Here is a 22,960-nt window from a genome sequence, read left to right as displayed (position 1 = left end):
AGGGATCTCGTTGATGGAATGGCAATGCGGCTCTGGTCATCCCTTCACCGCGCCGGCGGTGAGGCCCGAGATGAAATGTCTCTGCATCAGGAAGAACATGACGACGGGCGGGACCGCGACGACAACGGTCGCGGCTGAAAGGATGTTCCATTGCGACACGAATTCTCCGCGCAGGTTGGCGAGTCCCGCGGTCACTGGCTTCACCGTGTCATTGACGACCAGCACGACGGCCCAGAAATAATCGTTCCAGATGAAGGTGAAGATCAGAATGGCGAGCGCGCCGAGCGCCGGGCGCACAAGCGGGATCACGACATGGCGCAGGGTCTGGAACGGCGAAGCGCCCTCCGCCCGCGCCGCCTCGAACAGCTCGCCGGGAAGCGCGGCAATGAAGTTACGCATGAACAAAGTGGCGAAGCCGGTCTGGAACGCGACGTGAAAGATGATGAGCGCCCAGTGGGTGTCATAGATGCCCAGTGTCAGCATGAGATTGCGCACCGGGATCATGATGATCTGCGCCGGCAGGAAATTGCCGCCGATGAACATCGCGAACACGGCGCGGCCGCCGGGGAACCGATATTTGGCGAGAACGAAGCCGGTGAGAGTCGACAACACGAGCACTCCGATCACGGCGGGAATGGTGATCATCAGGCTGTTGAGAAAAAATCGCGCCATCGGCGATTGCGTGAACACCCTCTCGTAATTGTCGACGGCGCCGAACTCGGTCGGCCAGCCCCACAGGTTGCCGCTGGCGACATCGTTTGTCGCGCGCAGCGACGTGAGGATGATCGCCAACAGAGGAGCGAGCCAGACGACCAATATGGCGGCGACGAGCGCGACATAGAGCGCTCGGGCGGCGCGGGCCGTCTGCGGAATGGGGCGGGGATACATCAGCCGTTCCCCCGCTCAGCCTTGTAGATGCTCTGGAGATACCAGGCGATGAAGACCGCCATGATCGCGAACAGCACCGTGGCGATCGCGGCGCCATAGCCGAAGCGGTACGAGAAGATCGACTGCTCGTACATCATATACGCGAGGACCGATGACGATCCGAACGGCCCGCCCTGCGTCATCACCGAGACTATGTCGAAAGACCGCAGCGCCCCGATTGCGGTGACCGCGATGGCGATGAACGTGACCTGCGAGAGCTGCGGTAGGACCACATGGCGCAGCATGCGCCAGCCGCGGGCGCCGTCGACGCGGCCGGCGCCGATCAGGTCTTCGCTGAGGCCGTTCAGCCCCGCGAGATAGAGCACCATGCAGAAGGCGATCTGCGGCCACAGCGCCGCCACGACCACCGCGAAGGTGACGAGGCGCTCGTCGGAGAGCAACGCCGGCGCCGTGGCGCCGAAGGCGGAAAAAATGATGGCGAGAAGTCCGATGCCGGGCGTGTAGAGCCAGGTGAAGACGACGCCCACCGCCACCGAGGCCAGCACCAGCGGCACGAAGAATAGCGACTTCAGGAAACGCATGCCGGCGATCTGCTGGTTGACCAGCAGAGCGATGGCGAGCCCGATGGGCGGAGCGAGCATGAACACGACAAGCCAGATGAGGTTGTTCTTGAGCGAGGTGTAGAAATTGTCGTCGCGGAACAGTTCTTCGAAATTGCCGAGCCCCACCCAGGTCATCGGCCCCATGCCGTCCCAATCGTGCAGGCTGATCCAGACGCTCTGCAGGGCCGACCAGATGATCACCACCCCGAAGATAGCCGCGCCCGGCAGAATGAACAGCGTCGGCGAAAGCCATTCGCGATGTCGTCGCCAATGATCGTGCATATCGGCGCCTTCAATGAGGGTGGGAAGCGCAGGCATGCTCCCCACCCGCCCGCCTCGGGAGAGATTACGCCTTGAAAATACGTTTGCGCGCAGCTTCCAGGCTCTCGAGGATCTGTTGCCGGCGCTCAGGCTTGGCCGCGAATTCTTGGAACCCGTTCAAGCCGACCTGCGCCAGGTCCGGATCGGTGTCGCGATCGTAGTATTGAGACGTTCCCTGCACGCTTTTCAGGCTCTCGAGCGCCTGATTGATGAGCGGATCGTCAGAAGGCGGCGCGTCGCTACGCGGCGAGATGTTGCCGGTCGGTTGCAGGTAGGCCGCAAGGTTCTCCGGCTTGTAGAAGAAGGCGAGGAACTGGCGGGCCAGATCCTTGTTCTTGGCGTTGGCGGGGATGTGGACGGAATCGACCGAGAAATCCTCGAAACGCCCGATGTCGGCGATCTTGGGGAAAGGCGCGAAAGTCAGAGACGATTTGGAGGCGTCCGGAATGGCGTAGCTCAGGAAGTTGCCGAGGTTCATCATACCGGCCTTCTTCTGGCCGAGAACGGCTCCGGCTTCCTGCCATCCATAAGAGGTGGCGTTGTCGAGAAAGGCGCCGCCCTTGATCAGTTGCTCCCAATGATCGAAGACCGCGGTCAGCGACGGATCGAGATAGCTCATCTTCCCGTCCATCAGCGCGAGGTGCTTTTCGAGGCCGTTGATACGCAAGTTGAATTCGTCGAATAGGCCGGCGGCCGGCCAGAGTTCCTTGGTGCCGAGCGCGAACGGCGTGAGGCCCGCCGACTTGGCCTTTTCGACATAGGCGAGCGTCTCGTCCCAGGTCGTGGGCGGCGTGAGATTGTTCTTTTCGAACACGTCCTTCAGATAGAAGTTACCCCAGAGCGTGCCGCCCATGGGCAGGCCATATTGCTTGCCGTCGACCGTCACCGAGCCGATCGTGACGGCGAGCGGACTGCTGAGGTTTTCGTGCTGGATCAAATCGGAAATATCGTCGAAGAGACCGCGCTTGACGAACGCCTTCATGCGGTTGCCCGAGAACCAGAAGCAGATATCCGGCGCGCCGGCGACCAGATAGTTGCGGATCGCGGTCTTGTTAGCCTCGTGGGCGACATTGTTGATTACGACGTCAATTCCCGTCTGGGCCTTAAAGTCCTGCGCGATTTTGGCGAAGGCGGCGACCGCATTCGCATTGCCCTGGTCGTTGATGACGGTGATCGACTTCGGCTGGGCGATAGCCGGCGCAGCGAGCCCGCCGAGGGTAGAGGCCGCCAAACCGCCTGCCCCAGCCTTGAGCAACGTCCGGCGCGATAGAATCGCGCGCGAAGATTCTGACTTCATATCGTTCCTCCCGTTCGTAGACCGATCAGGCTTTCCCGCGTTGACCGACGTTGGCACTTAGCGCATAAACGGGGCGTAGATCAACAGTTAGTTTACTAAACAAAATAACGTCGGAGCACAAGGTGAAGGGCGACCAGAGCACATCGCGAGCGATGAACCGCCGGCTCGTTCTGAACCTCCTGCGCAGAAACGGACCTAGGAGCCGCGCCGAGATAGTGGTCGCGACAGGCCTCAGTCCCGCCACGGTCACCTTTGTCGTGGGAGATCTTATCGAGGAAACTGTTCTTTTGGAGGGCCTGGCGAGCACAGGTTCGACCGGCCGCCGTCCGATTCCCGTCGAGATCAATTACGCCGGCCGGCTCGTCGTGGGCCTGCAGTACAGGGTCGGCGAAGTGCGCGCTGTGTTGACTGACCTCTCGACGAAGGCGCTGGCGACTCTGTCCGTCCCGGTTGGCGACGTCTCGCCCGAGGCCTATGTCGAGGCTTCGGCGCTCGCGGCCGAGGATTTGCTGCGGCATGCCAAGCGGGAGCGGCGGAGCATTATAGGCATCGGTGTCGCGACGCCGGGCACGATTGACATCGCGGGCGGCATATGCCGGGTGAGCCATCGCTTCGGTTGGAGAGACGTGGCGCTCGCAGCGATGCTGGCCGAGCGTGTTCATGCGCCCGTTTGGATCGACGACGACACGAATGCCTTCGCGCTGGCGCAGCAGCTCTTCGGCTTGGGGCGTCAGCACCGGACCGTGGGGGCGCTGGCGGTCGGCGTCGGCATCAGTTGCGCCGTGGTGGTTGACGGTGTCGTTCACCACGGCGCAATCGGCGGAGCCGGCAAGCTCGGACACTGCACGCACGATCCCAACGGCCCGAAATGCGAATGCGGACGACGGGGCTGTCTGCAAGCCTTCTACTCCGAGCCGGCGATCGTCGATCGATGGCGAGGGAGACGACCGCGCACGGTTACCCGGTTCGACATGCTCCAGGCCGCAGACGCTGGCGATGAGCATGCCGTTTCTGTGCTTCGCGAAGCCGGAGAAAACATCGGTCGCCATCTGGCGGTCTTTTGCAACATCGTCGATCCCGAGATCGTCGTGGTTGGTGGTGAGGCCGTGACGTTCGGCGACCATTTCCTGGACCCGATGCGAGCCGCCCTCGCCCAACACACCCTGTCGCCGCCGCCGCCCGTCATGCCGGACTGGCAAGGGGATTCCTGGGAACGCGGAGCCGCCGCGCTCGCCACCCAGAAACTCTTCGATTTCGAGGCGGCGTCAGGGCACATCCGCGCGTGATGGCGGACCGCGACGGTTCTGCCGCTGTAACGCTTAGAGCGTTCTGCGTTTGACCGCACGCATACCCGGCATTTCTGAAATAGTTGGCGCATTCTTTTGTCGAGACGGCGCGCAATGCGGCTGCGATGGCTTGGGAAACAGCGTCGAGGGATCGCGGCGCAGCCTTTCGCACGAGCGTTTTCAGTTTCGCGAGGGCCTGTCCGATTGGGTTGATCTCGCGCCACACTGGGAACGGAAGAGAATAAACAATAAGGTGGAAGCCTCAAAGGGAGGGACGCAATGGCCAAGGCGGGTGATGGCGGCCGGCAGCGCGCCGAGTTAGTTCTTCGATCGCCACCCGGCTTCGAGGAACGCATCTATTGGCCGCACTCGATCGCTGCGATCGTTGCTGAACTCGCCAAGCAAGGCATAGACGCGCAGGCGGCGCTCGAAGGCGCCGACCTCACGGCATCGCAGCTAGACGCTTACACGACAAAAATATCGTACCGGCAGCTCGATATTGTAATTCGCAACGCATTACGTCTGTCGAGCGATCCGGCGATCGCGCTGCGCGCCGGGCAGCGCATGCACGTTACCTCCTATGGCATGTACGGATACGCGCTGCTAAGCGGCGCGACACAGGCCGAATCCCGTAGTTTCGCCGCTCGTTACCTCCGGATCGTTGGACCGTTCTGTGATGTCGTAGATGTGGACGAGGGCCCGACGGTCGCGGTGACTTTCGAACCGCTGCATTGGCCAAACCCAACCGAGGACGCCCATCGTTTCGCCGTTGAGTTTGCGCTCTCCGCGCATCTGGCTGTAGCCCGGGACCGTACCGGCCAGACGTTCAGTTTCTCGCGTGTGAACGTCGACTATGCCGCACCGCCACACGCGAAGGTCTACGACAGCCTGTTCGAATGTCCGGTCCTGTTCGAACAGCAGAGCTGCGGATACGAGCACGTCCGAGAGGACGATCTGGCGGAACTCGCAGACCCGCGGACCCACGCGATGGCGCGCGAGATGTGCGAGCAGCTTTTAGGGGAAGTCAATCGTGCGGGCGGCGTCGCCGCCGACGTCTGGCGGATACTGGTCGAACGGCCGGGCCGATTTCCCGGCATCAAGGCAATCGCCTTGAAGATGGAGATGTACCCACGCGCGTTGCGCCGCAAGCTTGAGGCGGAAGGCACGTCGTATAGCGCCCTTCTGGCCGAGGTGCGCAGGCGGCTCGCCATCGAGTATCTGCGCAAGACGCAAATGGTGAACAAAGAGATCGCCAGTCGGTTGGGCTACAGCGATGAGGCGAATTTCCGCCATGCGTTCATGCGTTGGACCGGCAAAAGTCCGACCGAATTTCGCGGCCGCGCTCGCACCCGGCGCCCTGGCGGACAATCACTGAAACCGCCTGATCACTAATCACGAGAGTCATCTTCGGAAGGATGGCCGCGGGGTTGTCGATACATCCGCGCACCCTGCGTCGGAGGGATCCGTAGATGACGTTCGGCTAAATCGTTACCGAGGTGCGGATGAAGCTTGCCATTGAATATCAGCGCAGCACCCGAACGACCAACGAGGAGAGCGCTCGAACTGATTCCAGCACCGTCGCCGGGTTCCAGCATACGACTCCTGCGCGGCGCCAGTAAAAGCCATCCGGCATCCAACGCGGCTGAGGGATCGTGACAATCGCGGCGCGCAGATCTTCGAGATTGTCCCCAACTCACCGAACAGGCGGCCTTCAGCCCCTTCCGCTGTTCCGCTGCTCTCGATAGCCTCCCCGGAAGGAGATGGGATGATCCGAAGTTGAGGGCTTCCAGTCTCGTTAGAACCGGAACTATTCGCTTCGGCGGGCCTTCAGCGACGCTACCGTGTGCTGGAAAGCCAAAGCTATGCGCCGTTCTCGAACCCCCAGAGGGACTTATGGCCAAGAGCACCGAAACGATCACAGACGCGAACAGGACGCTGATGCAGCAAATTTTCGCCGGCCTCGCGCAGGGCGATGGCGCACTCCTTTTCGAGAGCATGACCGATGATGTGCGCTGGCGCATCATCGGTACGACCAATTGGTCGAAAACTTACGAGGGGAAGCAGGCGATCCTGCGGGATATGATCGGGGAGGTGCGCGCCATTCTTGCCGAGCGGATTAGGTTGGTCCCGCAGCGTTTTATCGCGGATGGTGAGTTGGTTGCGGTGGAGGCCCGTGGTGATAGCGTGACCAAAGCCGGCGTACCGTATCGAAACGAGTACTGCATGGTATTCCGGATTGTCGGTGATCAGATTGCCGAGGTGACGGAATATAACGATACCCAGCTCATCGTAACGGTGTTCGAAGACCGAGCGACATTGAAGGCCGGGCAATAGGACCTACGAGGTGCGAGGCCGGGAGCGCGCCGCCTCAACTTGCGGTCAGGTCGCGGCGGTTCTCCACGATCGGCTCGATGTCCGCCAGAAGGCCCAGTAGGCCTGCGCCCCCTACCGCCAGCGCACTCGATTGGCGCGGCGCTGCCGACTGTTCTGTACGTTCTACATCCACACCACGGAAGGGATTCTCACTATGAAAACGTTTCTCAGCATCGGAGCCGGCCCGGGTATGGGGATCTCGACCGCTGAACGGTTCGCCGCGGAAGGATTCCAGGTTGTTCTAGTCTCCAGGGACGCGACAAAAACCCGCGAATTGGCCGGAAGGCTCAAATCGAAGGGATACACGGCCGAAGTTGAGACAGCGGATGCGAGCGACCCGGAGAGCGTCGGCAGATTGGTCGTGAATGTCGAAAGGAAGTACGGCGCTATCGACGTGCTGCACTACAATGCGGGCGCGTTGCGAAAAGCGACCCTTGCTGAGCAACCACGCGACACTTTCGTTAGCGATCTCGCTGTGAACGTCGGCGGCGCGCTCGTCGCGGCCCAAGCTGCCGCTGTGAGGATGGAAGAGCGGAAATCGGGTGCGATCCTATTGACAGGAGGCGGTTTCGCACTGGCTCCCAGCCCTGACTTTCTTTCGCTCAGCATTGGCAAGGCCGGCATCCGCGCCATGGCGCTCGGCCTCTTCGAGCCCTTCCGCGCGAAGGGGATTCATATTGCGACGGTGACTGTCATGGCCCTCGTTGCCCCGGACTCGAAGGAAGCCAAAGCAGTCGCCGAGCACTTCTGGCGTCTCTACAGCCAGCTGGAGGACGCCTGGACCGCGGAGGTGCGCTACAGCCCGGCGAGCGCTTGAGAAGAGGGAACAGGTCTCGACGGTTAATGTGAAAACAGCGGAGACGATCCTGTCGCGCTCACCAGCGCAGGATCGGGGGGATGAGCTCGGGGTCGTCAATACATCCGTGTACCCGCGCCGAGTACTAAAGGCAATAATGACTGCGTTCAGTGGCGCGGGATCGATATAACCGCAGCGATGATGGCTCGACTACGAATGCGCAAACGGCACAAAGGGATGGTTCCGCAACGGCGCGCTGCACCGTCGCGATGGTCGCTACTCCGGCCTTTAGGGCGAGTTCGTTTTGAAGTGAGTGGTGTGCCGATCAAAGGGGGTCCCATCGTTCCTGCGCTCGGCGACATGTCGCCAGGTCAAACAGAATATCGGTCTCGACGAAACCGGGGCCGCATGTCGTTTCGGGTCGGCATTTGGCGAGCTTCCGGAGGGTGACGTTGATGAGTAATGTTCAAGGCAAGGTCGTTATCATTACTGGATCGAGCAGCGGCATCGGCGAAGCGTCCGCCCGAAGGCTCTGCGCCGACGGCGCGTCGGTCATGCTCGCAGCGCGGCGGCGCGACCGTCTTGAGGCGCTCGCGTCGCAGATTGGCGGAGACATAGATTGGGCTGTCGTCGATGTCAGCAGGCGCGGCGATTTGCAGGCCCTCGCCGCCAAGACCCTGTCACGGTTCGGGCGGATCGACGCCATTGTCAACAACGCCGGAATCATGCCGGTTTCGCTCCTAAGGGCAGGCAATGTCGACGATTGGGACCGGATGATCGACGTCAACATCAAAGGAGTCCTCTATGGCGTCGACGCGGTTCTAGCTCATATGCTGCAACGCGGCGATGGTCATATCGTGTCGATCTCTTCCATCGCCGGACACGTCGTGTCGCCCGGCGGCGCCGTCTATTCCGGCACCAAGTTCGCCGTGCGCGCGATCATGGAAGGCCTGCGACAGGAAACGGTTGGAAAGATTCGAACCACAATCATTTGCCCTGGCGCCGTAGCGACCGAGTTGATCGACAGCATCACAGATCCAAACGTGAAACAGCGCGTCGCCGCAGGTCTCTTCACGTTGGCGATTCCCCCCGACGTCATTGCTGGCGCGATCGCGTGCGCGCTGGGCCAGCCAAAAGAGGTCGCGGTGAACGAGATTATCGTTCGGCCGACGGCGCAGTCCATTTAGTCAATGCAATCGTGCTGTCTTTTGGAGTGAGTGTCAGCTTTTCAGCAGATCGGGCCCGCGACAAAGTGGCTGAAAGATTGGGGTAAGACATGGTCCGCAGCATTCGTATCCATACCTTCGGGGGTCCGGAAGCGCTCGAAATCGAAGACATTCCCAATCCGGAGCCTGGGCCCGGCGAAGTGCGTCTTCGAATACGTGCGATCGGCTTGAACCGGACGGAAGCAACGTTCAGATCTGGCCGCATTCCGCTCAGGCCAGCCCTTCCGACTCAACTGGGCTTTGAGGCGGCCGGAGAGATAGAAAAGCTCGGCCCGGGTGTCATAGGATTTGCCGTGGGCGACCGCGTAAGCGTAATCCCATCCTTTGCTATCACTGAGTACGGTCTCTACGGCGAGGTGTCGCTTGCGCCGGCGCGGGCGTTGGCGAAGGTCGCGGACGATCTGAGTTGGGAGGACGCCGCGGCCATCTGGTCTGCCTTCGGCACAGCTTGGTGTGGCCTGATCGACATTGCTCAGATAGCTCAAGAACAGGTGGTGCTCATTTCAGCTGCGTCAAGCAGCGTGGGCCTTGCCGCAATTCAGACGGCCCGGGCGGTCGGAGCCGTGCCGGTGGCGCTCACGAGAACCGCGGCGAAGGCCGACTCACTTCGCGGGGCCGGCGCGGCCCATATCATCATCACCCAAGAGCAGAACATCACCTCTGAAGTGATGAAGTTGACCGCAGGCAAGGGCGCTGACGTCATTTTCGACGCAGTCGCGGGCCCTGCCTTCGAGCAACTAGCTATGGCAGCTACTTCTGGGGCAATCGCTGTTGTCTATGGAGCGATGAGCCCTGAGATAACGCCGCTGCCGATCTTGGCTCTGTTAACCCGTCAGTTGACGATCCGCGGTTTCGCGATCAACGCGGTGACGAAAGATGACGCCAAGCTAAAGTCTCTCGCGCACTTTATTGAGATGAGAATTGCCTCAGGCGTCCTGAAGCCGACGATCGCTAAGACGTTTACATTCTCTGAAATTGTTGCTGCCCACCGATTTCTTGAATCTGGTAAGCAAGTCGGCAAAGTCGTCGTAACCGTGCCATGATGTAGCGCAACCGACCCCGCGCCAGTTTCGTCTTGCCCGTGGCCTTCATGTGCTCCAGCAGACGCTGATAGGTCGCCGGCACGCCATAGAGGACGGACACACCGTCCTCGACGAGGGCGCGCTCGAGGTCTTCCGGCGCATAGCGCGGGGCAACCTGGATTGAAGCGCCGAACATCAGCGCGCCGATGAGAATATTGGACAGCCCGACGATATGCGACATCGGCAGCACGCCGTAGAGACGGTCGTCGCTCGAAATTCGACGCATCCGGCCCGACACGGCGGCGTTGTAGAGAAGGTTTTGATGCGTAAGCATAACGCCCTTCGGATTGCCGGTCGTTCCCGACGTGTACATGAGCGCAGCGACTTGATGCGCGCCTTCGGCCTGCGCCGGTTCGGGCGTAGCCGCCGCATTGAGGGGGCCGACGGCAAGCCTTCCCACTTGCCCGAGGGATGTCGCCTCGGCGCCATGCCGGGCGGCGTGCTCCGCGGCGGCCATGGAGCCCTGCGTTACGAAGAAGACCCGTCGCGCGCCGCTATGGTCGCGTATTTTGATCGACTTCCCGCGCCGATAGTCGGGGATTCACCACCACCGCCCAGGCGTCGATCTCGCTCGCCGCGAGAACCAACCCGGCCAGGGGGAGGCTGTTCTCGCTGACGATCATCACGCGATCGCCCGCGCAGACGCCGAGACTGCGTAGCGCCGCCGCCAATTCTGCGACGACGGCCGCGAGGTCGCCGTAGGTCCAGAGATTCGTTGCATCGACCAGCGCGGGAAGCTGCGGTCGGCGCTGGGCTGTAGCGCGGATCACATGGCTGATGCGCTCTGGCAAGCCGGAAAATCTCCGCCGCTTCCGCCCTGATCGCTCCAGCGTCCATAGGCCTCCCCAAATCTCTTCGTCAGCACGATAGGTTCTATTATAGAACTCGTCAAGCTGATGGAGCGAGGATCGACGTCGCCCGGTCGACTTGACGAATTCCAAAACAGAACTCACTGTCCCATAAGGGAGCGTCGCATGCTTCCGTCACAGGAGGTCGCAATTGAACCTGGCCGCCAATCTTCGAGAACGGCTTTCGGTTCCCATCATCGCGGCGCCGCTGTTCATCATTTCGAATCCTGACCTGGTCCTCGCGCAATGCAAGGCGGGCGTGGTCGGCAGTTTCCCGGCGCTCAACGCCCGGCCGGCGACCATGCTCGACGAATGGCTCGCGCGCATTCGTGAGGAGATCGACGCGCACGATCGCGCCCATCCGGACCGTCCGGCGGCGCCTTTCGCCGTCAACCAGATCGTGCACCGAACGAACGCTCGACTGGAGCGCGACCTGGAGCTTTGCGTGAAGCATCGGGCGCCGATCGTCATCACCTCGCTTGGCGCGCGTGAAGACGTGAACCAGGCGGTGCATTCCTACGGCGGCATCGTTCTGCACGATGTGATCAACGACCGGTTCGCGCGAAAGGCGATCGAGAAAGGCGCCGACGGACCGATCGCCGTCGCCGCGGGCGGGCACGCTGGCGGCTTATCGCCGTTCGCTTTCGTCCAACAATTGCGGACCTGGTGGGACGGGCCGCTCGCGCTGTCCGGCGCCATCGCCACTGGCGCCAACGTCCTCGCCGCCCAGATCATGGGCGCCGATTTCGCCTATATCGGCTCGCCCTTCATCGCGACTGAAGAAGCCAACGCGCACGCCGATTATAAGAAAATGATCGTGGACAGCGACGCGGACGATATCGTTTACACCAACCTGTTTACAGGCGTGCACGGTAATGATCTCAGACCCTCTGTCGTACGTTCCGGATTGGATCCGGACAATCTGCCAACTTCCGATCCGTCGGCGATGAATTTCGCAGAGCCGCGCGAAGGGGCCAACGTGAAGCCCTGGCGCGACATTTGGGGATCTGGTCAAGGCATTGGTGCGGTAACGCATATCACGCCGACTGCCGATTTGGTCGCCCGCCTGGTTGCTGAATATGGCGCTGCGGGTGCGCGAACCGTCCAATTTTCCAGCTCGCGCGCCGCGCCGTCGGAAACACGGGCGTAGGCATGGCCTGACGCGCCGGGGGGAGACCGTGCGCTCTCCCGGTCGCGGATGAGCGGCGTTATCTTTCGGACCTCCGGATGATGGAGAGCCCGCCATCGGCAGCCCCGGCCGCGGGTCGCGTACACGGGGTCCTCCAGCGTTGCCGGTTCGCCATTCGTCCTGCTGACTAGCCCCAATTATGACGGCTCGATATGATTCAGAGCGATTTTTGCAATTTCCAATGAGGCGTCAATGCGCTGGAGTGAGTTGGCGAGTGAGCGATGCTCCATATCTCGCACTGTTTCGGTGATCGGGGATCGGTGGACGCTGTTGATTCTCCGAGACTGCTTTCTTCGTATCCGTCGATTCGATGAATTTCAGGCACGGCTTGGCGTCACGCGGCACATTCTCGCGGATCGGTTGAAGAAGCTGGTCGATGAAGGCGTGCTCGCGAAGACGCCATATCAGGTCCGTCAGACACGCTACGAATACAGGTTGACCAAAAAAGGGCTCGACCTCTACCCCGTATTGATGGGTCTGGTGCATTGGGGCGACACTTACAGCGCGGGCAAGGCCGGTCGCCCCATGCTGCATCGGCACCTCGGTTGCGGCCATTTGTTTGACCCGGTGTTGACCTGTTCCGAGTGCGGCGAACAGCTCGATCCTCGACAAGTGCGCGTGATGCCGGGACCCGGTGCGGGCAAGAGGCAGTCCCGGATCAAAGCGGCGTTGGGGCGCGCGCACGTCGACGCTGCCCCTGCGGCTTCCGCGACGCGCATGGCAGGGCGCGCTCGACCGCGTCAGAACTCCGTCTAAAATGGGCTAAAAAAGGATGGTCGTACTCGTGGTTGTGACCGTGGCCCGTTCCGGTTGGTCGCCGTGCTGACGTGAATATCGCCGGCTCTGGTCCTGGGCGAAAATTCAGGAGACAACACCACGCAATCCGGCATGGCCTCTTGACCGATGCGGTCGTCGAAAACGTGGTCGCTTGCATCTTCGTTGACGTCATGTGTCTGGTTCGCACTGAGGTCACGTAAACTCGCCGACAATGGATGCGCGCTGAGAGATCTCGATCCTCATCAATTCGCCTGTTCAGACGTACGGAGGCTCCGGCAGTCTTTCGCCCCCACGGAAGGTGAATTTAGCAGGATACTCCTCGATGGCGATTTCGATCTCGCTTTCGGGGACGCCGGTAATGCGGCTCCAGGTCTCGCTGATGGCGAGTCCGAGTTTCTGTATCGTAGCGTCCGTTCTGCCCTGGCGGATGTGACCGAAGATCAGCGTGTCCATCGTCCGATCGCCCGCCCGATAAGTGTCTTCCGCTCGAAGATCGTGGAAAACGACGCTGATGAGATCGAAGGGGGACTGTATGATGTCGTTAACGACGTCGGTGATCGCCCTGGCAAGCGTGGCCTTGGTGTTCGGATTGAGTCCGGCTCGGGTCTCGCAAATGAAAGCCGGCATGGAGCACTCCCGTTGTAGCTGATGTGGTTATCGGCAGTCATCTTGGCCGTAGGTCGGGCCTGCGACTTCCAAAGAAGCGACGAGACATGCGGAGAAACGCCACAATCGAATCTGCGACGCCGCGGTCCGAAAAGGGGCGCACGCCGGCGACCGATGGGGGCTTGGTCTGCCGAGGGATCAAATCAGGAAAGCAGCAGCCGACGGAACGCCGAAGGCGTAACCCCGGTCGCCGCCCGGAAGCTTGTCGCGAAATGTTGTGCGTGCCTGAAGCCGCACTCGATCGCCACTTGCGTAATGCTCGAGCGGCGATCGGACAGGCGCTGCTTGGCCTCGTCGATCCTCATGGCGCGGACGTGGCCCAGCAGCGTCGCGCCGACGCTGTCCTGAAAGGCGCGCAGGAAGTGCCGAGGGCTGAGTCCTGCGATTTCCGACAAATCGGTCAGAGTGACGGTATTGGACAGATTGGCGCGGATATAGTCCTCGACGCGGCGCAAGCTGATCGGCGGCAATCCGCCACGCGCCTCGGCATGTTTCGGACTGGTCGTCCGGCTGATCTGAGCCAATTGCGCGAGCGTCTGCAGCGCCCATCCTTCCGCGAAGAGATCGAAGAGATTGTCCGGCTCGGTCGCCTCGCGGCACAATCCAGCAAAGCCCTGCTTAATAGGATCGTGGCTGAAAGCAACGAGCGGACGTTGAAATTCCAATTCGCACCGGGCCGCGAGGACGCCCCAGTCCAAGAAAGCGACGGCGTATTCGCAGCACCGATCGACTTCGAACTCGCCGGTTATTCCCACATCGGCGGGAAACAGTCCAAGGCTAGACGTTGGCGAGATTTGGGCGCGGATCGGGGAGCCGTCGATCTCCAACCGAAATCGCCCCAAGCCATGACGAAACCAGAAGAGCGCCAATCGCGGCTGGCGAAATCGCCACGCTATCCGGCCGCTAGAACGGCGACGAAGCATTTCGACGCGCACGCTCATCGTCTGCGCAACGATTGACGAGACAAGCTCCCCGCCGACCAGACGGCAATAGTCTGCGGCGACCCGATCCTCCTTCATCTTCCTTCCTTCCGAGCATGCGCGAGCGTTTCCGGTGTCCCCACTCGTAGCGTCCCGATGATTTATCGTGTCATGCGGCTCTTGCGGAAGCAAGGACGTCCGCCGAAGCGGATCATAACCGACAAACTCTGCTCTCATACCGCCGCCGAGCGAGGTCATGCCGGAGGTCGAACACCGCTCCCAGCAGGGACTCGAAAGTGGGGCGCAGAATTCTCATGCCCATCCGAAAACGAGAGAGGATGATGCGAGGATTTCGATCCCGGCCTGAGTTGCAGCGATTCGTTTCAATCTTCTCCGCCGTCCGCAATCATTTCGTTTCGCGCCGTTCCCATCGGTCCGCCCCATCTACACACCTTCACCGCCTGAGTGCCATGGCGAAACGGAAATCCGTCACTCCTGCGGCCTGAAACTTGACCGCGTCGGGACCCTTTCGTCCGTTGCGACCTAGCATAACATGCTGAGGCCGCTCTCCCTCGGGTGGAGCGCTCGTGACGACGACCCACGATCCTCGAAGCCAGCGTGCGGCGATCATTCGCAGATACGCCAGGTTTTCTCTATCACATATGTGCTAATTGCCGCTGCCGGCTCGACACCCAAAGTTGCGACTTTTACAACAGATCATACTTGGTCGGCGGTAGGTGCGTGTGATGCAATCACTTCGCATCGCGATATCTGAGTTCTGATTTACCTGCATCATGGCGTCTTCGCGTGAATGGTACTCTGTAGCAGCGTCGCGAGAATGATCGGAAAGCAATCGATCAGGAAACAATCAGTAGGGAACGTCAAGGCAGTGGCAGAGAATCAACTGGATCACTTCATCAACGGGCGAACCGCATTGCCCAGCAATGGGCTTTATCTCGATGGAAGCAACCCGAAAAACGGTCGGGTCATTTCTCGGGTGGCGCGTGGGAATGCCGCCGATGTCGATGCGGCCGTCAGAGCCGCCGAATTCGCGCTTACCGCATGGCGAAATATGCGACCGAGTGCGCGGGGTCGAATCCTCAACGAGATAGCGCGGAAGATCAGGGAACGCATCAACGATTTCACTGTGATCGAATGTCGTGAAACGGGGAAATCGGCCTCAATGGCAAAAGCCGAAATCGAGGCAACCGCCCAGTATTTTGAGTTCTATGGCGGTCTGGTCAACGCGATTCAGGGAAATACGATCGATATCGGTGTTGGTTATCATTCGTACACCCGCCGCGAGCCGTTTGGGGTCGTGGGCGCAATCCTCCCGTGGAACGCACCGCTCAATCAGGCGGGTCGGGCCTGCGCTCCGGCCCTTGCCGCAGGCAATACGGTTGTGGCCAAGCCGTCGGAGGCCACCTCCGGGTCCCTGTTGGAATTGGCGCGGATGGCTGTGGAGGAGTGCGGTCTGGAGGCCGGCGTATTCAATGTGGTCACAGGACTTGGGAAGGAAGCTGGAGAGAGCATGGTTCAGGGGCGTGCGCAAGCTGACCTTCACCGGTTCTCTACGCGCTGGCCGAGAGATCGGCCGAATCGCCGCCGAACGGATTTTACCACTGACCTTGGAACTCGGCGGGAAATCGCCGGACATCGTATTTGCCGATGCGGATCTGGCGGCGGCGGTGCCGGGGGTCCTAAAAGGCTTTCTCCTTCACGCCGGACAAATCTGCCTGACGGGCGCCCAGGGTCTCGGCGCGATCACCTATGATGGAACGATGATCGACGTGGCCACGGTTCGATTGTTGCGCAATGGTATCCTTCAGCGCGGTGACTTGTACGGGATGGCCGCTCCGGACTCCGATCCAACGCATTCGCCCATGGGGTAGCGATCTATTCGAAGAGCTGGTCCGGGCTCACTCGCGCTCGGTAGTCCGAACGGGCGCCATAGCGAGTTGCTTCCCCCAACGAACGAACGAGGATATCAAAGTGGCGGACTTACCTACGACGATGAACGAAGTGGGAGCGGCCGGCGAGAAGCGGAGACTATATATGCTTGATCGGAGCGCGAGGGATGTGGGGTCCGCCAAGAACCCGTACGGGGCGGAAGTCGCCGGTGCGATCAAATCGGCAAAGCGCGTTCTTGAATTGCTCGAGTATCTCGCCGAACGCCGTCGTCCTCTCGGGGTCAGCGATATCGTGCGGGGGCTCAATTACCCTCAATCGAGCGTCTCGGCTCTCCTGACGAGCCTCGTGAAGCTCGGTTACCTGGATCACGACCGTCACAAGCGACAATTCATGCCTACCATGCGGGTCGCCCTGCTCGGGGGTTGGGTGCAGGACGAACTCTACAGCGAGGCCAGCCTGTCACGCGTTGTGGACGAACTCCACGCGATCACAGGTCAAACCGTGATCCTGGGCATGCAGAATGGCATCCACGTTCAATATGTTCATCTTGTTCAGGCTCTCAAGCCGCAAGTCCCACACTGGTACATCAAGAACGGCTCGTTGCGTCCCCTGTGCCGCTCTGCCGTCGGCAAGGTCTTGCTCAGCCTGAAGAGCGACACGGAAGTCGTGCATTTGCTGCGACGAATCAATGCGGAAGAGCCCGATCCGAGTAAGCGGGTCACCAGCACGGCATTACTGCGTGAACTCGATCATATTCGAACGTGTGGCTACGCGGTCACGGAAGGCTCCGTCAATCCCCATGCGGGCGTCGTCGCAATTGAAATGCAGACGTCGAACAGACAAACGCCGATGGCGATAGGAATCGGCGCGACCGTCGCGGAAATCCGGGCTCATCGAGATTCCTTTCTGAAAGCTGAGGGCAGCCGTGGAACCCTTCAAGGGCGGCAGGCGCAAATAGTCGACGGCGGCCGTGCTGATATTTCCGATTTCGCTGGCATAACTCAACTCTTGTGAACTTGGGCAACTGCTTGGGAGACCCCGGTATCGATTTTCTTGGGCCCCCTCGTCCATATCGGCAAAGTCGGCCTTATCAGAGCAAACTCCGCCGTCGCTCAGAAGATATTGACCGCCGTCGTAGCCACGACCTAGTTCAAGTCCCCGAGGCGGTGAACGCGGCCGGATGAATGGGATCGGCGGACGGTCGGTCGCTTTCGCTGCTGAGCGGCAGCGAGATCGAGTCTTTAGGCACGCGCTCATGGAACGTCGAAAGCACAAGCGGATAGTGACCGATCCAGCCTCTGTATTTGAGCTCATCTCGACCTTCACGACCCTCCAGTGGAAGGGTGCCGCTCGGGACGAGATTCCTCGTCGTCGCGAAGCTGAGCGGTCAATGACGTCCGCCAGCAGCACACTTCTTTCATGCATCGCGGTGGGCACGTTCGCGGCGTACAACTCTCGATCAAGCAGAGGCAGGCAGGAGACGGCGCGTGATTGGGTGCGTCCGGACCTATCGGCATGAGTAAGCCGCCATCGTCCTGAACGCGTATTGAACGAAGAGCGTGGGACTGGAGCGTAGTCTAAGATCGGGAAACTCGCCAAGAAAAGTGTCCAGACCCACGTTCGCTTCAATGTTTGAGAATTTGGCTGAGGAACAGCTTCGTACGCTCGTGTTGTGGATTGGTGAAGAAGTCGTGCGGCTTGCCTTCCTCGATGATCTGACCCGAATTCATGAAGATCACCCTGTCGGCGACCGCGCGGGCGAAACCCATTTCGTGGGTGACGCAGACCATGGTCATTCCGTCGCGGGCCAGACTCGTCATCGTCTCCAGAACTTCCGACACCATCTCCGGATCGAGCGCCGAGGTTGGTTCGTCGAACAGCATCACGGCCGGCTGCATGCAGAGGCTGCGGGCGATGGCGACGCGCTGCTGCTGGCCGCCCGAGAGCTGCACCGGGAACTTGTTAGCTTGATCGGGAATGCGCACGCGCTCCAAGAACTGCAGCGCCGTCTTCTTTGCCGCCTCGGGCTTGATCCCTTTGATCCACATCGGGCCAACCATGCAGTTCATCAATACAGTCATATGCGGAAAGAGGTTGAAGTGCTGGAACACCATGCCGACGTTGCGGCGTACGGAGGCGACGTTTCTCATCTTGTCGTGAAGGACGACGCCGGTGACGGTGATGTCGCCCTCCTGATGCGCTTCGAGCCGATTGAAGCAGCGGATCAGGGTCGACTTGCCCGAGCCGGAGGGTCCACATATGACGATGCGCTCGCCCTTGCGAACGGTGAGGTTGATGTCCTTGAGCACCTGGAAGGCGCCGTACCATTTGGCGACATTCGTGGCCTGGATGATCGTGTCAGGACTCATCGCACTTTGCTCCTGGCATAATGGTGTTCGATGCGGGATTGGATGAGTTCGAGACAGATCGACATGATCCAGTAGAGCATGGCGGCGGAGATCAGCATTTCCATATGCTGGAAGGTTTTCTGCCCCAGCGTACGGGCAAGAAACATCAATTCCCACACGCCGATCACCGAGACGAGCGAAGAATCCTTCAGCATCGAGATGAACTGGTTGCCGGTGGGCGGGATAATCACCGGCAGGGCTTGGGGCAGGATGACCTTGCGCATGGTGAGGCCGAAGCCGAAGCCCATCGAGCGCGAGGCCTCCCACTGCCCGCGATCGATGCTCTGGATGCCCGAGCGGAAGATCTCGGTCATGTAGGCGCCGTAGCACAGCGACAGCGCCAAGATGCCTGCAGGCACCGCGTCGATGACGAAGCCGAGTTGCGGCAGGCCGAGATAGATCAAGTAGACCTGCATCAGCAAAGGCAGGCCGCGGAAGAAGGAGGTGTAGAAGGTTGCGATCGCATAGGCGAAGCCGTTGGTCGAGAGCTTGGCCACAGCGCCGAGAATGGCGATGGCCGAGGCGATGACGATCGAAATCGCCGAGACATAGAGCGTGGTCACCACGCCCTGCGTGATCATGAACGGCAGCTTTTCCCGAATGAAGGGCAGGCTGAGATGGAAGGTCTCGAAGAAGGCGAGGAACAGCAGCAGCAATTCGAGCCAGACGATAGCGATCTGCAGTTTCAGCGGGGCAAAGCCGATCAGCACGACATTTAGGCAGAAGATCACCGCAATAGTGAAGGCGATGGCGAAGCGACCGTAGAACCCGCTCTGCACGGGATCGCCGATGACGGGGCGCATCAATTCGCCCATCGTCGTGCCGGTCAGGTTCAAAGCCAGAAAACACGCCAAGATCGCGGCAAACATCGCCGTGATGAACCACGGCTTGTGGACAATGACTTCAGATTCCACCGTATCGGGATAGAGCATTTGTGGTTCCCCTCGAACGGCAAAGCGGCCCTGCATGCAGGGCCGCCAGGGACGTGAACTATTTCACCACGGTGTAGTCGGTCCCGTACCATTTCACGGAGAGCTTGCTCAGCGTGCCATCCGTTTTCATGCCCTGTACAGCATCGGCGATCTTGGCCTTGAACTCCGGATCGCCACGCTCGACGGCGACGGCGAGGGGTTCGTAGAATACGGGCTCGCCGAGCTGCTTAATAGGATAGCCGGCCTTTTTTGCATCGTTGATGCTCGGCTGGGAGGACACCACCGCGTCGAGGCGGACGCCAGCCCCCAGGCGCAGATCATCGAAGGCGGTGGTCGAATTGGAATAGGACTTCACCACCTTCGGCTTGAACTCATATTTGAATGGCGGCGCGCCGGCGGCGTCGAGCACCAGGTCCTGGTTGGCATAGGCTTCAAAAGTCGAGGTCGTGGTGGCGCCAACCACCTTGCCGTCGAGATCGGACAGCTTGGTGGCCTTGCTGTCATTGTGCACGGCGACGGCGGCGGGCGTGTAGTAATAGACGGCCGGGAAATCGAAGATCTCGGCGCGCTTCTTGGTCGGGGTCATCGACCCCGCATGCATGTCCCAGCGGCCTGCCCAATTGCCGGCGGTGATGATGTCCCAGCCGGGCGTGACGAAAACGACCTTCACGCCCATGCGCTTGCCGATTTCCTTGGCGACATCGACGTCGAAGCCGTCAAGTTCGTTCTTGTCGTTCATGAAGGATTGCGGCGCCCAATTGGCGTCGGTGGCGACCTTGAGCGCGCCGGCCGCCGTCACGCGGTCGAGCACGGCGCCAGCCTGCGCCGGGACCACGGCGAGCGCCATGGCGAGCGAAGCCGCCAGGGCCGTCAGTTTCGAGAAATGTCTCATGCGATCAGTCCCCCTCTGTTGTCTGAGCTGCTGGCGCTGCCTTTTTTATTGCATTCAGCGACGGCATCCGGATGTCGATGGATCGTGCGGACAGTGCTTTCTGGAGCATTGCCGATGCTCATGATTTAGAAGACAGAGGGTCGTTCTCGTCTTCCCGCGAAAAAGCGCAGGATTGCGAGGCCTTTTCCTCGATTCGGCGGAAGCCGAGCACCGGAAATCGGCCCCAACGACTGGCCCCATCAGATCTCGCCCTTCTGTTTCATCTCGTCCCGCACGTTGCGCGCCACCCGGAGGGCCTCAACGCCGGCGGGAATACCGCAATAGACGGCGATCTGGGTGAGCACCGCGCGAAGTTCGTCCTCCGTCAGCCCGTTACGTACGGCGCCGCGGAAATGGATGCCGAACTCATGCATGCGATCGAGGGCCGCCAGCATGCCGAGATTGAGAAGGCTGCGTTGCTTGAGGTCGAGGCTCTTGTCTGTCCAGGCTGTGCCCCAGCAATATTCGTTGAGAATATCCTGGAAGGGGCGAGAGAAATCATCGGCATTGGTGAAAGCGCGATCGACATAGTCGTTGCCGAGAACCTGGCGGCGGACTGCTTCTCCTGCCTGCTGCAGCGTCTTATCCATGGGCTTCTACCTTTTCGGCGAGGAAATCTCGCATCAGCGTCGCCACGACATCGGGCGCCTCGATCAGGATGGAATGCCGCAGACCAGCCAGGATCGCTAGTCTGGAGCCGGGAATTCGCTCGTGCATGTAGACGGCCATGCGCGGGCTCGAGCCGAGGTCTTCCGCGCCCGTCGCGATTAGGGTCGGGCAACGGATTTGGTCGAGGAAGCCGCCAAAATCGGTCTCTGCGAGCACCCGATAGGCAGACGCATAGCAATCCCGGTCGTTTTCGGCGTCGCGGGCGCGCAACCTGGCGATCACCTCTGGATTTGCCCTTTGGAACGCCTCGGTGAGCCAACGCGAGAGCGAGGCCTCGTGGTGGGCGGCAGGCGTGCCCAGGCGCAGCGCCGCGAGGCGGCCGAGGACTTGTTCGCGCTCTTCCGGCGTGCGGCCGGCCACCGTCGAGAGCAGCACCAGCCTGCGTAGACGGCGCTGATGCGTCAGAGCCAGACGCTGAGCAATTAGGCCACCAAGCGAAAAGCCGGCGAGGTTGAAGGCGTCGAAGCCAACATGATCGGCGAGCGCGAGGGTCTCGTTGACGAAATCGTCGATCTCGTAACGGCCCTTGATTCGGCTGGATCGGCCATGGCCGCGCAGGTCGAAGGAGAGGATGGTGAAGCGATCCTTAAGTCGCTCGACCAAGCCGCTCCAAGCTTCCAGATAGGAGCCGACGCCGTGGATGCAGACCAATGGCTCGGGCCCGCTGCCATCGATGCGATAGTTGAGCGTCGTCTCGCCGACGGTATGGCTCAGCGCCGCCGTCATGCCAGCGCTCTCGCGGCGACGCTCCCGGCTTTCTTCTCGCGAGCGGCGAAGACGGGCATCACCTCGTCCACGAAGAGGCGGATCGTCTTCTTCTGCAATTCGAAGGGCAGGTTGAAAGTCAGGCCAAGGCAATATTGGTCGACCCCGGCTGCCTCATAGGCGATCAGCTTCTCGATCACCTCGTCCGGCGTGCCGAACATCAGATTCCGGCGCACGCTTTCGGGGTTGTAGTTGTCCTTGCCCTTAACTGCCTCATAGGGCACGGCCTCGGGAAAGCCGTTGCTGACGGCGCCGATGTTCTGGAACAGGTTCTCGAAGGCGCGGCCATAATCGATACTGTGCTGCACGGCGAGTTGCCAGTCCTCCGGCCGATCGTAGACGCAAGTGCGGCGCTGCATCATGAAACGCGGCCGCGGCACCTCGGGATGATCGGCCACCGCCTTGTGGAACTTGTCGGAGAGCACCTGGATCTCGGCGGGAGGCGCCGACAGCGGCGTGGAGAGAATGTTGGCGCCCAGGGCGATGGCCCAGTCGAAGGTGCCGGGATCGCGTGCCGCCACCCAGATCGGCGGATGCGGCTGCTGCAGGGGCTTGGGCACTGACGTGGCGACGGGAAACTTCCAGTAGTGGCCGTCATGGGCATAGTCACCTTGCCATAGCCGCTTCACCGCCGGTGCCAGCTCCTTTAGATAGGCGACGCCCTCCTGCTGCGGCATGCCGCCGGCCATACGGTCGAACTCATATTGGTACGAGCCTCGCGCAATGCCGAATTCGAGACGTCCATCGGTGAGATGGTCGCATAGCGCCGCCTCGCCAGCGAGGCGAATAGGGCTCCAGTAGGGCGCAACCAGGGTTGAAGTGCCGAGGCGGATCCGCTGCGTATGTTGGGCGAGCCAGGTCAGTGTCTGGAACGGGTTCGGCGAGATCGTGCATTCGATAGTGTGATGCTCGGCCGTCCATAAGGTCTCAAACCCACCCTCGTCGGCCAGCCGGGCAAGCTCGAGCAGATTACTCTTCGCCCGCGACATCGGCACATCTGCCGAGAAACGCTCCATGGTGAGCGAGACCGCGAATTTCATGGCTTTTCCTCCCTTTCGGGCCTTGGTTTTTCG

At 60.9% G+C, this 22,960-nt stretch carries 23 protein-coding genes and 2 pseudogenes; 12 read left to right on the top strand and 13 right to left on the bottom strand.

Going from position 1 to position 22,960, the window contains the following annotated elements; genetic code table 11:
* Nucleotides 1-36: 36 nt before the first annotated feature.
* The 3 genes from GSQ90_RS23980 to GSQ90_RS23970 all read right to left on the bottom strand — a co-directional run bounded on the left by GSQ90_RS23980 (nucleotide 37) and on the right by GSQ90_RS23970 (nucleotide 3,108).
* Entirely contained in the window at nucleotides 37-888 is an 852-nt protein-coding gene (locus tag GSQ90_RS23980; protein WP_158817488.1) for a carbohydrate ABC transporter permease, read from the bottom strand.
* Nucleotides 888-1,772, bottom strand: coding sequence for a carbohydrate ABC transporter permease (locus GSQ90_RS23975; protein ID WP_158817543.1), 885 nt, complete (start codon nucleotides 1,770-1,772; stop codon nucleotides 888-890). Before GSQ90_RS23975 ends, GSQ90_RS23980 begins: the two co-directional genes overlap by 1 nt.
* A gap of 64 nt (nucleotides 1,773-1,836) precedes the next feature.
* Nucleotides 1,837-3,108, bottom strand: coding sequence for an ABC transporter substrate-binding protein (locus tag GSQ90_RS23970; RefSeq protein WP_158817487.1), 1,272 nt, complete (start codon nucleotides 3,106-3,108; stop codon nucleotides 1,837-1,839).
* A gap of 152 nt (nucleotides 3,109-3,260) precedes the next feature.
* Here GSQ90_RS23970 and GSQ90_RS23965 point away from each other — a divergent pair, with 152 nt between their 5' ends.
* From GSQ90_RS23965 to GSQ90_RS23940, 6 genes are all read left to right on the top strand, one after another.
* On the top strand, nucleotides 3,261-4,394 hold the full coding sequence (locus GSQ90_RS23965) for an ROK family protein (protein ID WP_158817542.1): 1,134 nt from the start codon (nucleotides 3,261-3,263) through the stop codon (nucleotides 4,392-4,394).
* A 279-nt stretch (nucleotides 4,395-4,673) separates the two neighbouring features.
* On the top strand, nucleotides 4,674-5,786 hold the full coding sequence (locus tag GSQ90_RS23960; RefSeq protein ID WP_158817486.1) for an AraC family transcriptional regulator: 1,113 nt from the start codon (nucleotides 4,674-4,676) through the stop codon (nucleotides 5,784-5,786).
* A 501-nt stretch (nucleotides 5,787-6,287) separates the two neighbouring features.
* Entirely contained in the window at nucleotides 6,288-6,728 is a 441-nt protein-coding gene (locus tag GSQ90_RS23955) for a nuclear transport factor 2 family protein (protein WP_158817485.1), read from the top strand.
* Between the two features lie 193 nt (nucleotides 6,729-6,921).
* Nucleotides 6,922-7,584: an SDR family NAD(P)-dependent oxidoreductase gene (locus GSQ90_RS23950; RefSeq protein ID WP_158817484.1), complete on the top strand. Its 663-nt coding sequence runs from the start codon at nucleotides 6,922-6,924 to the stop codon at nucleotides 7,582-7,584.
* 434 nt (nucleotides 7,585-8,018) lie between these two features.
* Nucleotides 8,019-8,750, top strand: coding sequence for an SDR family oxidoreductase (locus tag GSQ90_RS23945; RefSeq protein WP_158817483.1), 732 nt, complete (start codon nucleotides 8,019-8,021; stop codon nucleotides 8,748-8,750).
* Nucleotides 8,751-8,839: 89 nt separating this feature from the next.
* Nucleotides 8,840-9,832: a zinc-dependent alcohol dehydrogenase family protein gene (locus tag GSQ90_RS23940; protein ID WP_158817482.1), complete on the top strand. Its 993-nt coding sequence runs from the start codon at nucleotides 8,840-8,842 to the stop codon at nucleotides 9,830-9,832.
* Here GSQ90_RS23940 and GSQ90_RS32730 read toward each other — a convergent pair.
* A complete protein-coding gene (locus GSQ90_RS32730; RefSeq protein ID WP_158817541.1) occupies nucleotides 9,750-10,328 on the bottom strand; it encodes an AMP-binding protein in 579 nt (192 codons plus the stop codon). The genes GSQ90_RS23940 and GSQ90_RS32730 overlap by 83 nt on opposite strands.
* A gap of 37 nt (nucleotides 10,329-10,365) precedes the next feature.
* Entirely contained in the window at nucleotides 10,366-10,662 is a 297-nt protein-coding gene (locus tag GSQ90_RS32725) for an AMP-binding protein (protein WP_158817481.1), read from the bottom strand.
* Between the two features lie 208 nt (nucleotides 10,663-10,870).
* On the opposite strand from GSQ90_RS32725, the gene GSQ90_RS23925 reads away from it, so the two are divergent.
* On the top strand, nucleotides 10,871-11,869 hold the full coding sequence (locus tag GSQ90_RS23925; RefSeq protein WP_158817480.1) for a nitronate monooxygenase family protein: 999 nt from the start codon (nucleotides 10,871-10,873) through the stop codon (nucleotides 11,867-11,869).
* Nucleotides 11,870-12,100: 231 nt separating this feature from the next.
* Nucleotides 12,101-12,664: a helix-turn-helix domain-containing protein gene (locus tag GSQ90_RS23920; RefSeq protein ID WP_158817479.1), complete on the top strand. Its 564-nt coding sequence runs from the start codon at nucleotides 12,101-12,103 to the stop codon at nucleotides 12,662-12,664.
* A gap of 276 nt (nucleotides 12,665-12,940) precedes the next feature.
* Here the strand turns inward: GSQ90_RS23920 and GSQ90_RS23915 are convergent, their stop codons facing one another.
* On the bottom strand, nucleotides 12,941-13,312 hold the full coding sequence (locus tag GSQ90_RS23915) for a tautomerase family protein (RefSeq protein WP_158817478.1): 372 nt from the start codon (nucleotides 13,310-13,312) through the stop codon (nucleotides 12,941-12,943).
* Nucleotides 13,313-13,494: 182 nt separating this feature from the next.
* A complete protein-coding gene (locus GSQ90_RS23910) occupies nucleotides 13,495-14,370 on the bottom strand; it encodes an AraC family transcriptional regulator (protein ID WP_158817477.1) in 876 nt (291 codons plus the stop codon).
* A 69-nt stretch (nucleotides 14,371-14,439) separates the two neighbouring features.
* On the opposite strand from GSQ90_RS23910, the pseudogene GSQ90_RS32515 reads away from it, so the two are divergent.
* The 4 genes and pseudogenes from GSQ90_RS32515 to GSQ90_RS23900 all read left to right on the top strand — a co-directional run.
* Nucleotides 14,440-14,777 (top strand): annotated as a pseudogene (locus tag GSQ90_RS32515) (DDE-type integrase/transposase/recombinase); the annotation flags it as partial.
* Between the two features lie 305 nt (nucleotides 14,778-15,082).
* Nucleotides 15,083-15,799: pseudogene (locus tag GSQ90_RS23905) on the top strand (aldehyde dehydrogenase family protein); the annotation flags it as partial.
* The gene (locus GSQ90_RS32920) at nucleotides 15,765-16,163 is read left to right on the top strand and encodes an aldehyde dehydrogenase family protein (RefSeq protein WP_371418439.1); all 399 of its coding nucleotides are present in this window, start codon (nucleotides 15,765-15,767) and stop codon (nucleotides 16,161-16,163) included. The pseudogene GSQ90_RS23905 and the gene GSQ90_RS32920, both read left to right, overlap by 35 nt.
* A gap of 121 nt (nucleotides 16,164-16,284) precedes the next feature.
* Entirely contained in the window at nucleotides 16,285-17,196 is a 912-nt protein-coding gene (locus GSQ90_RS23900; RefSeq protein ID WP_210254960.1) for an IclR family transcriptional regulator, read from the top strand.
* A 611-nt stretch (nucleotides 17,197-17,807) separates the two neighbouring features.
* On the opposite strand, the gene GSQ90_RS23895 is transcribed toward GSQ90_RS23900, so the two are convergent.
* From GSQ90_RS23895 to GSQ90_RS23870, 6 genes are all read right to left on the bottom strand, one after another.
* Complete coding sequence (locus GSQ90_RS23895) at nucleotides 17,808-18,551, bottom strand: amino acid ABC transporter ATP-binding protein (RefSeq protein WP_158817476.1); 744 nt, start codon at nucleotides 18,549-18,551, stop codon at nucleotides 17,808-17,810.
* Nucleotides 18,548-19,522 (bottom strand): amino acid ABC transporter permease, encoded by a 975-nt coding sequence (locus GSQ90_RS23890; RefSeq protein ID WP_158817475.1) that lies wholly within the window; start codon nucleotides 19,520-19,522, stop codon nucleotides 18,548-18,550. Before GSQ90_RS23890 ends, GSQ90_RS23895 begins: the two co-directional genes overlap by 4 nt.
* 58 nt (nucleotides 19,523-19,580) lie before the next feature.
* The gene (locus tag GSQ90_RS23885; RefSeq protein ID WP_158817474.1) at nucleotides 19,581-20,414 is read right to left on the bottom strand and encodes a transporter substrate-binding domain-containing protein; all 834 of its coding nucleotides are present in this window, start codon (nucleotides 20,412-20,414) and stop codon (nucleotides 19,581-19,583) included.
* A gap of 239 nt (nucleotides 20,415-20,653) precedes the next feature.
* Nucleotides 20,654-21,043, bottom strand: a complete 390-nt coding sequence (locus GSQ90_RS23880) for a carboxymuconolactone decarboxylase family protein (protein ID WP_158817473.1) — start codon at nucleotides 21,041-21,043, stop codon at nucleotides 20,654-20,656.
* A complete protein-coding gene (locus GSQ90_RS23875; protein ID WP_158817472.1) occupies nucleotides 21,036-21,848 on the bottom strand; it encodes an alpha/beta fold hydrolase in 813 nt (270 codons plus the stop codon). The genes GSQ90_RS23880 and GSQ90_RS23875 overlap by 8 nt, the downstream gene beginning before the upstream one ends.
* Nucleotides 21,845-22,927 carry an LLM class flavin-dependent oxidoreductase gene (locus GSQ90_RS23870; RefSeq protein WP_158817471.1) on the bottom strand — a complete coding sequence of 361 codons (1,083 nt, stop codon included), beginning with the start codon at nucleotides 22,925-22,927 and terminating at the stop codon, nucleotides 21,845-21,847. The genes GSQ90_RS23875 and GSQ90_RS23870 overlap by 4 nt, the downstream gene beginning before the upstream one ends.
* Nucleotides 22,928-22,960: the final 33 nt, after the last annotated feature.

It is taken from the genome of Methylocapsa sp. S129, assembly GCF_009765995.1.
GTDB lineage: Bacteria > Pseudomonadota > Alphaproteobacteria > Rhizobiales > Beijerinckiaceae > Roseiarcus.
The sequence above is the reverse complement of the archived record's forward strand: the minus strand, read 5'-3'. Positions and strand labels throughout refer to the sequence as shown.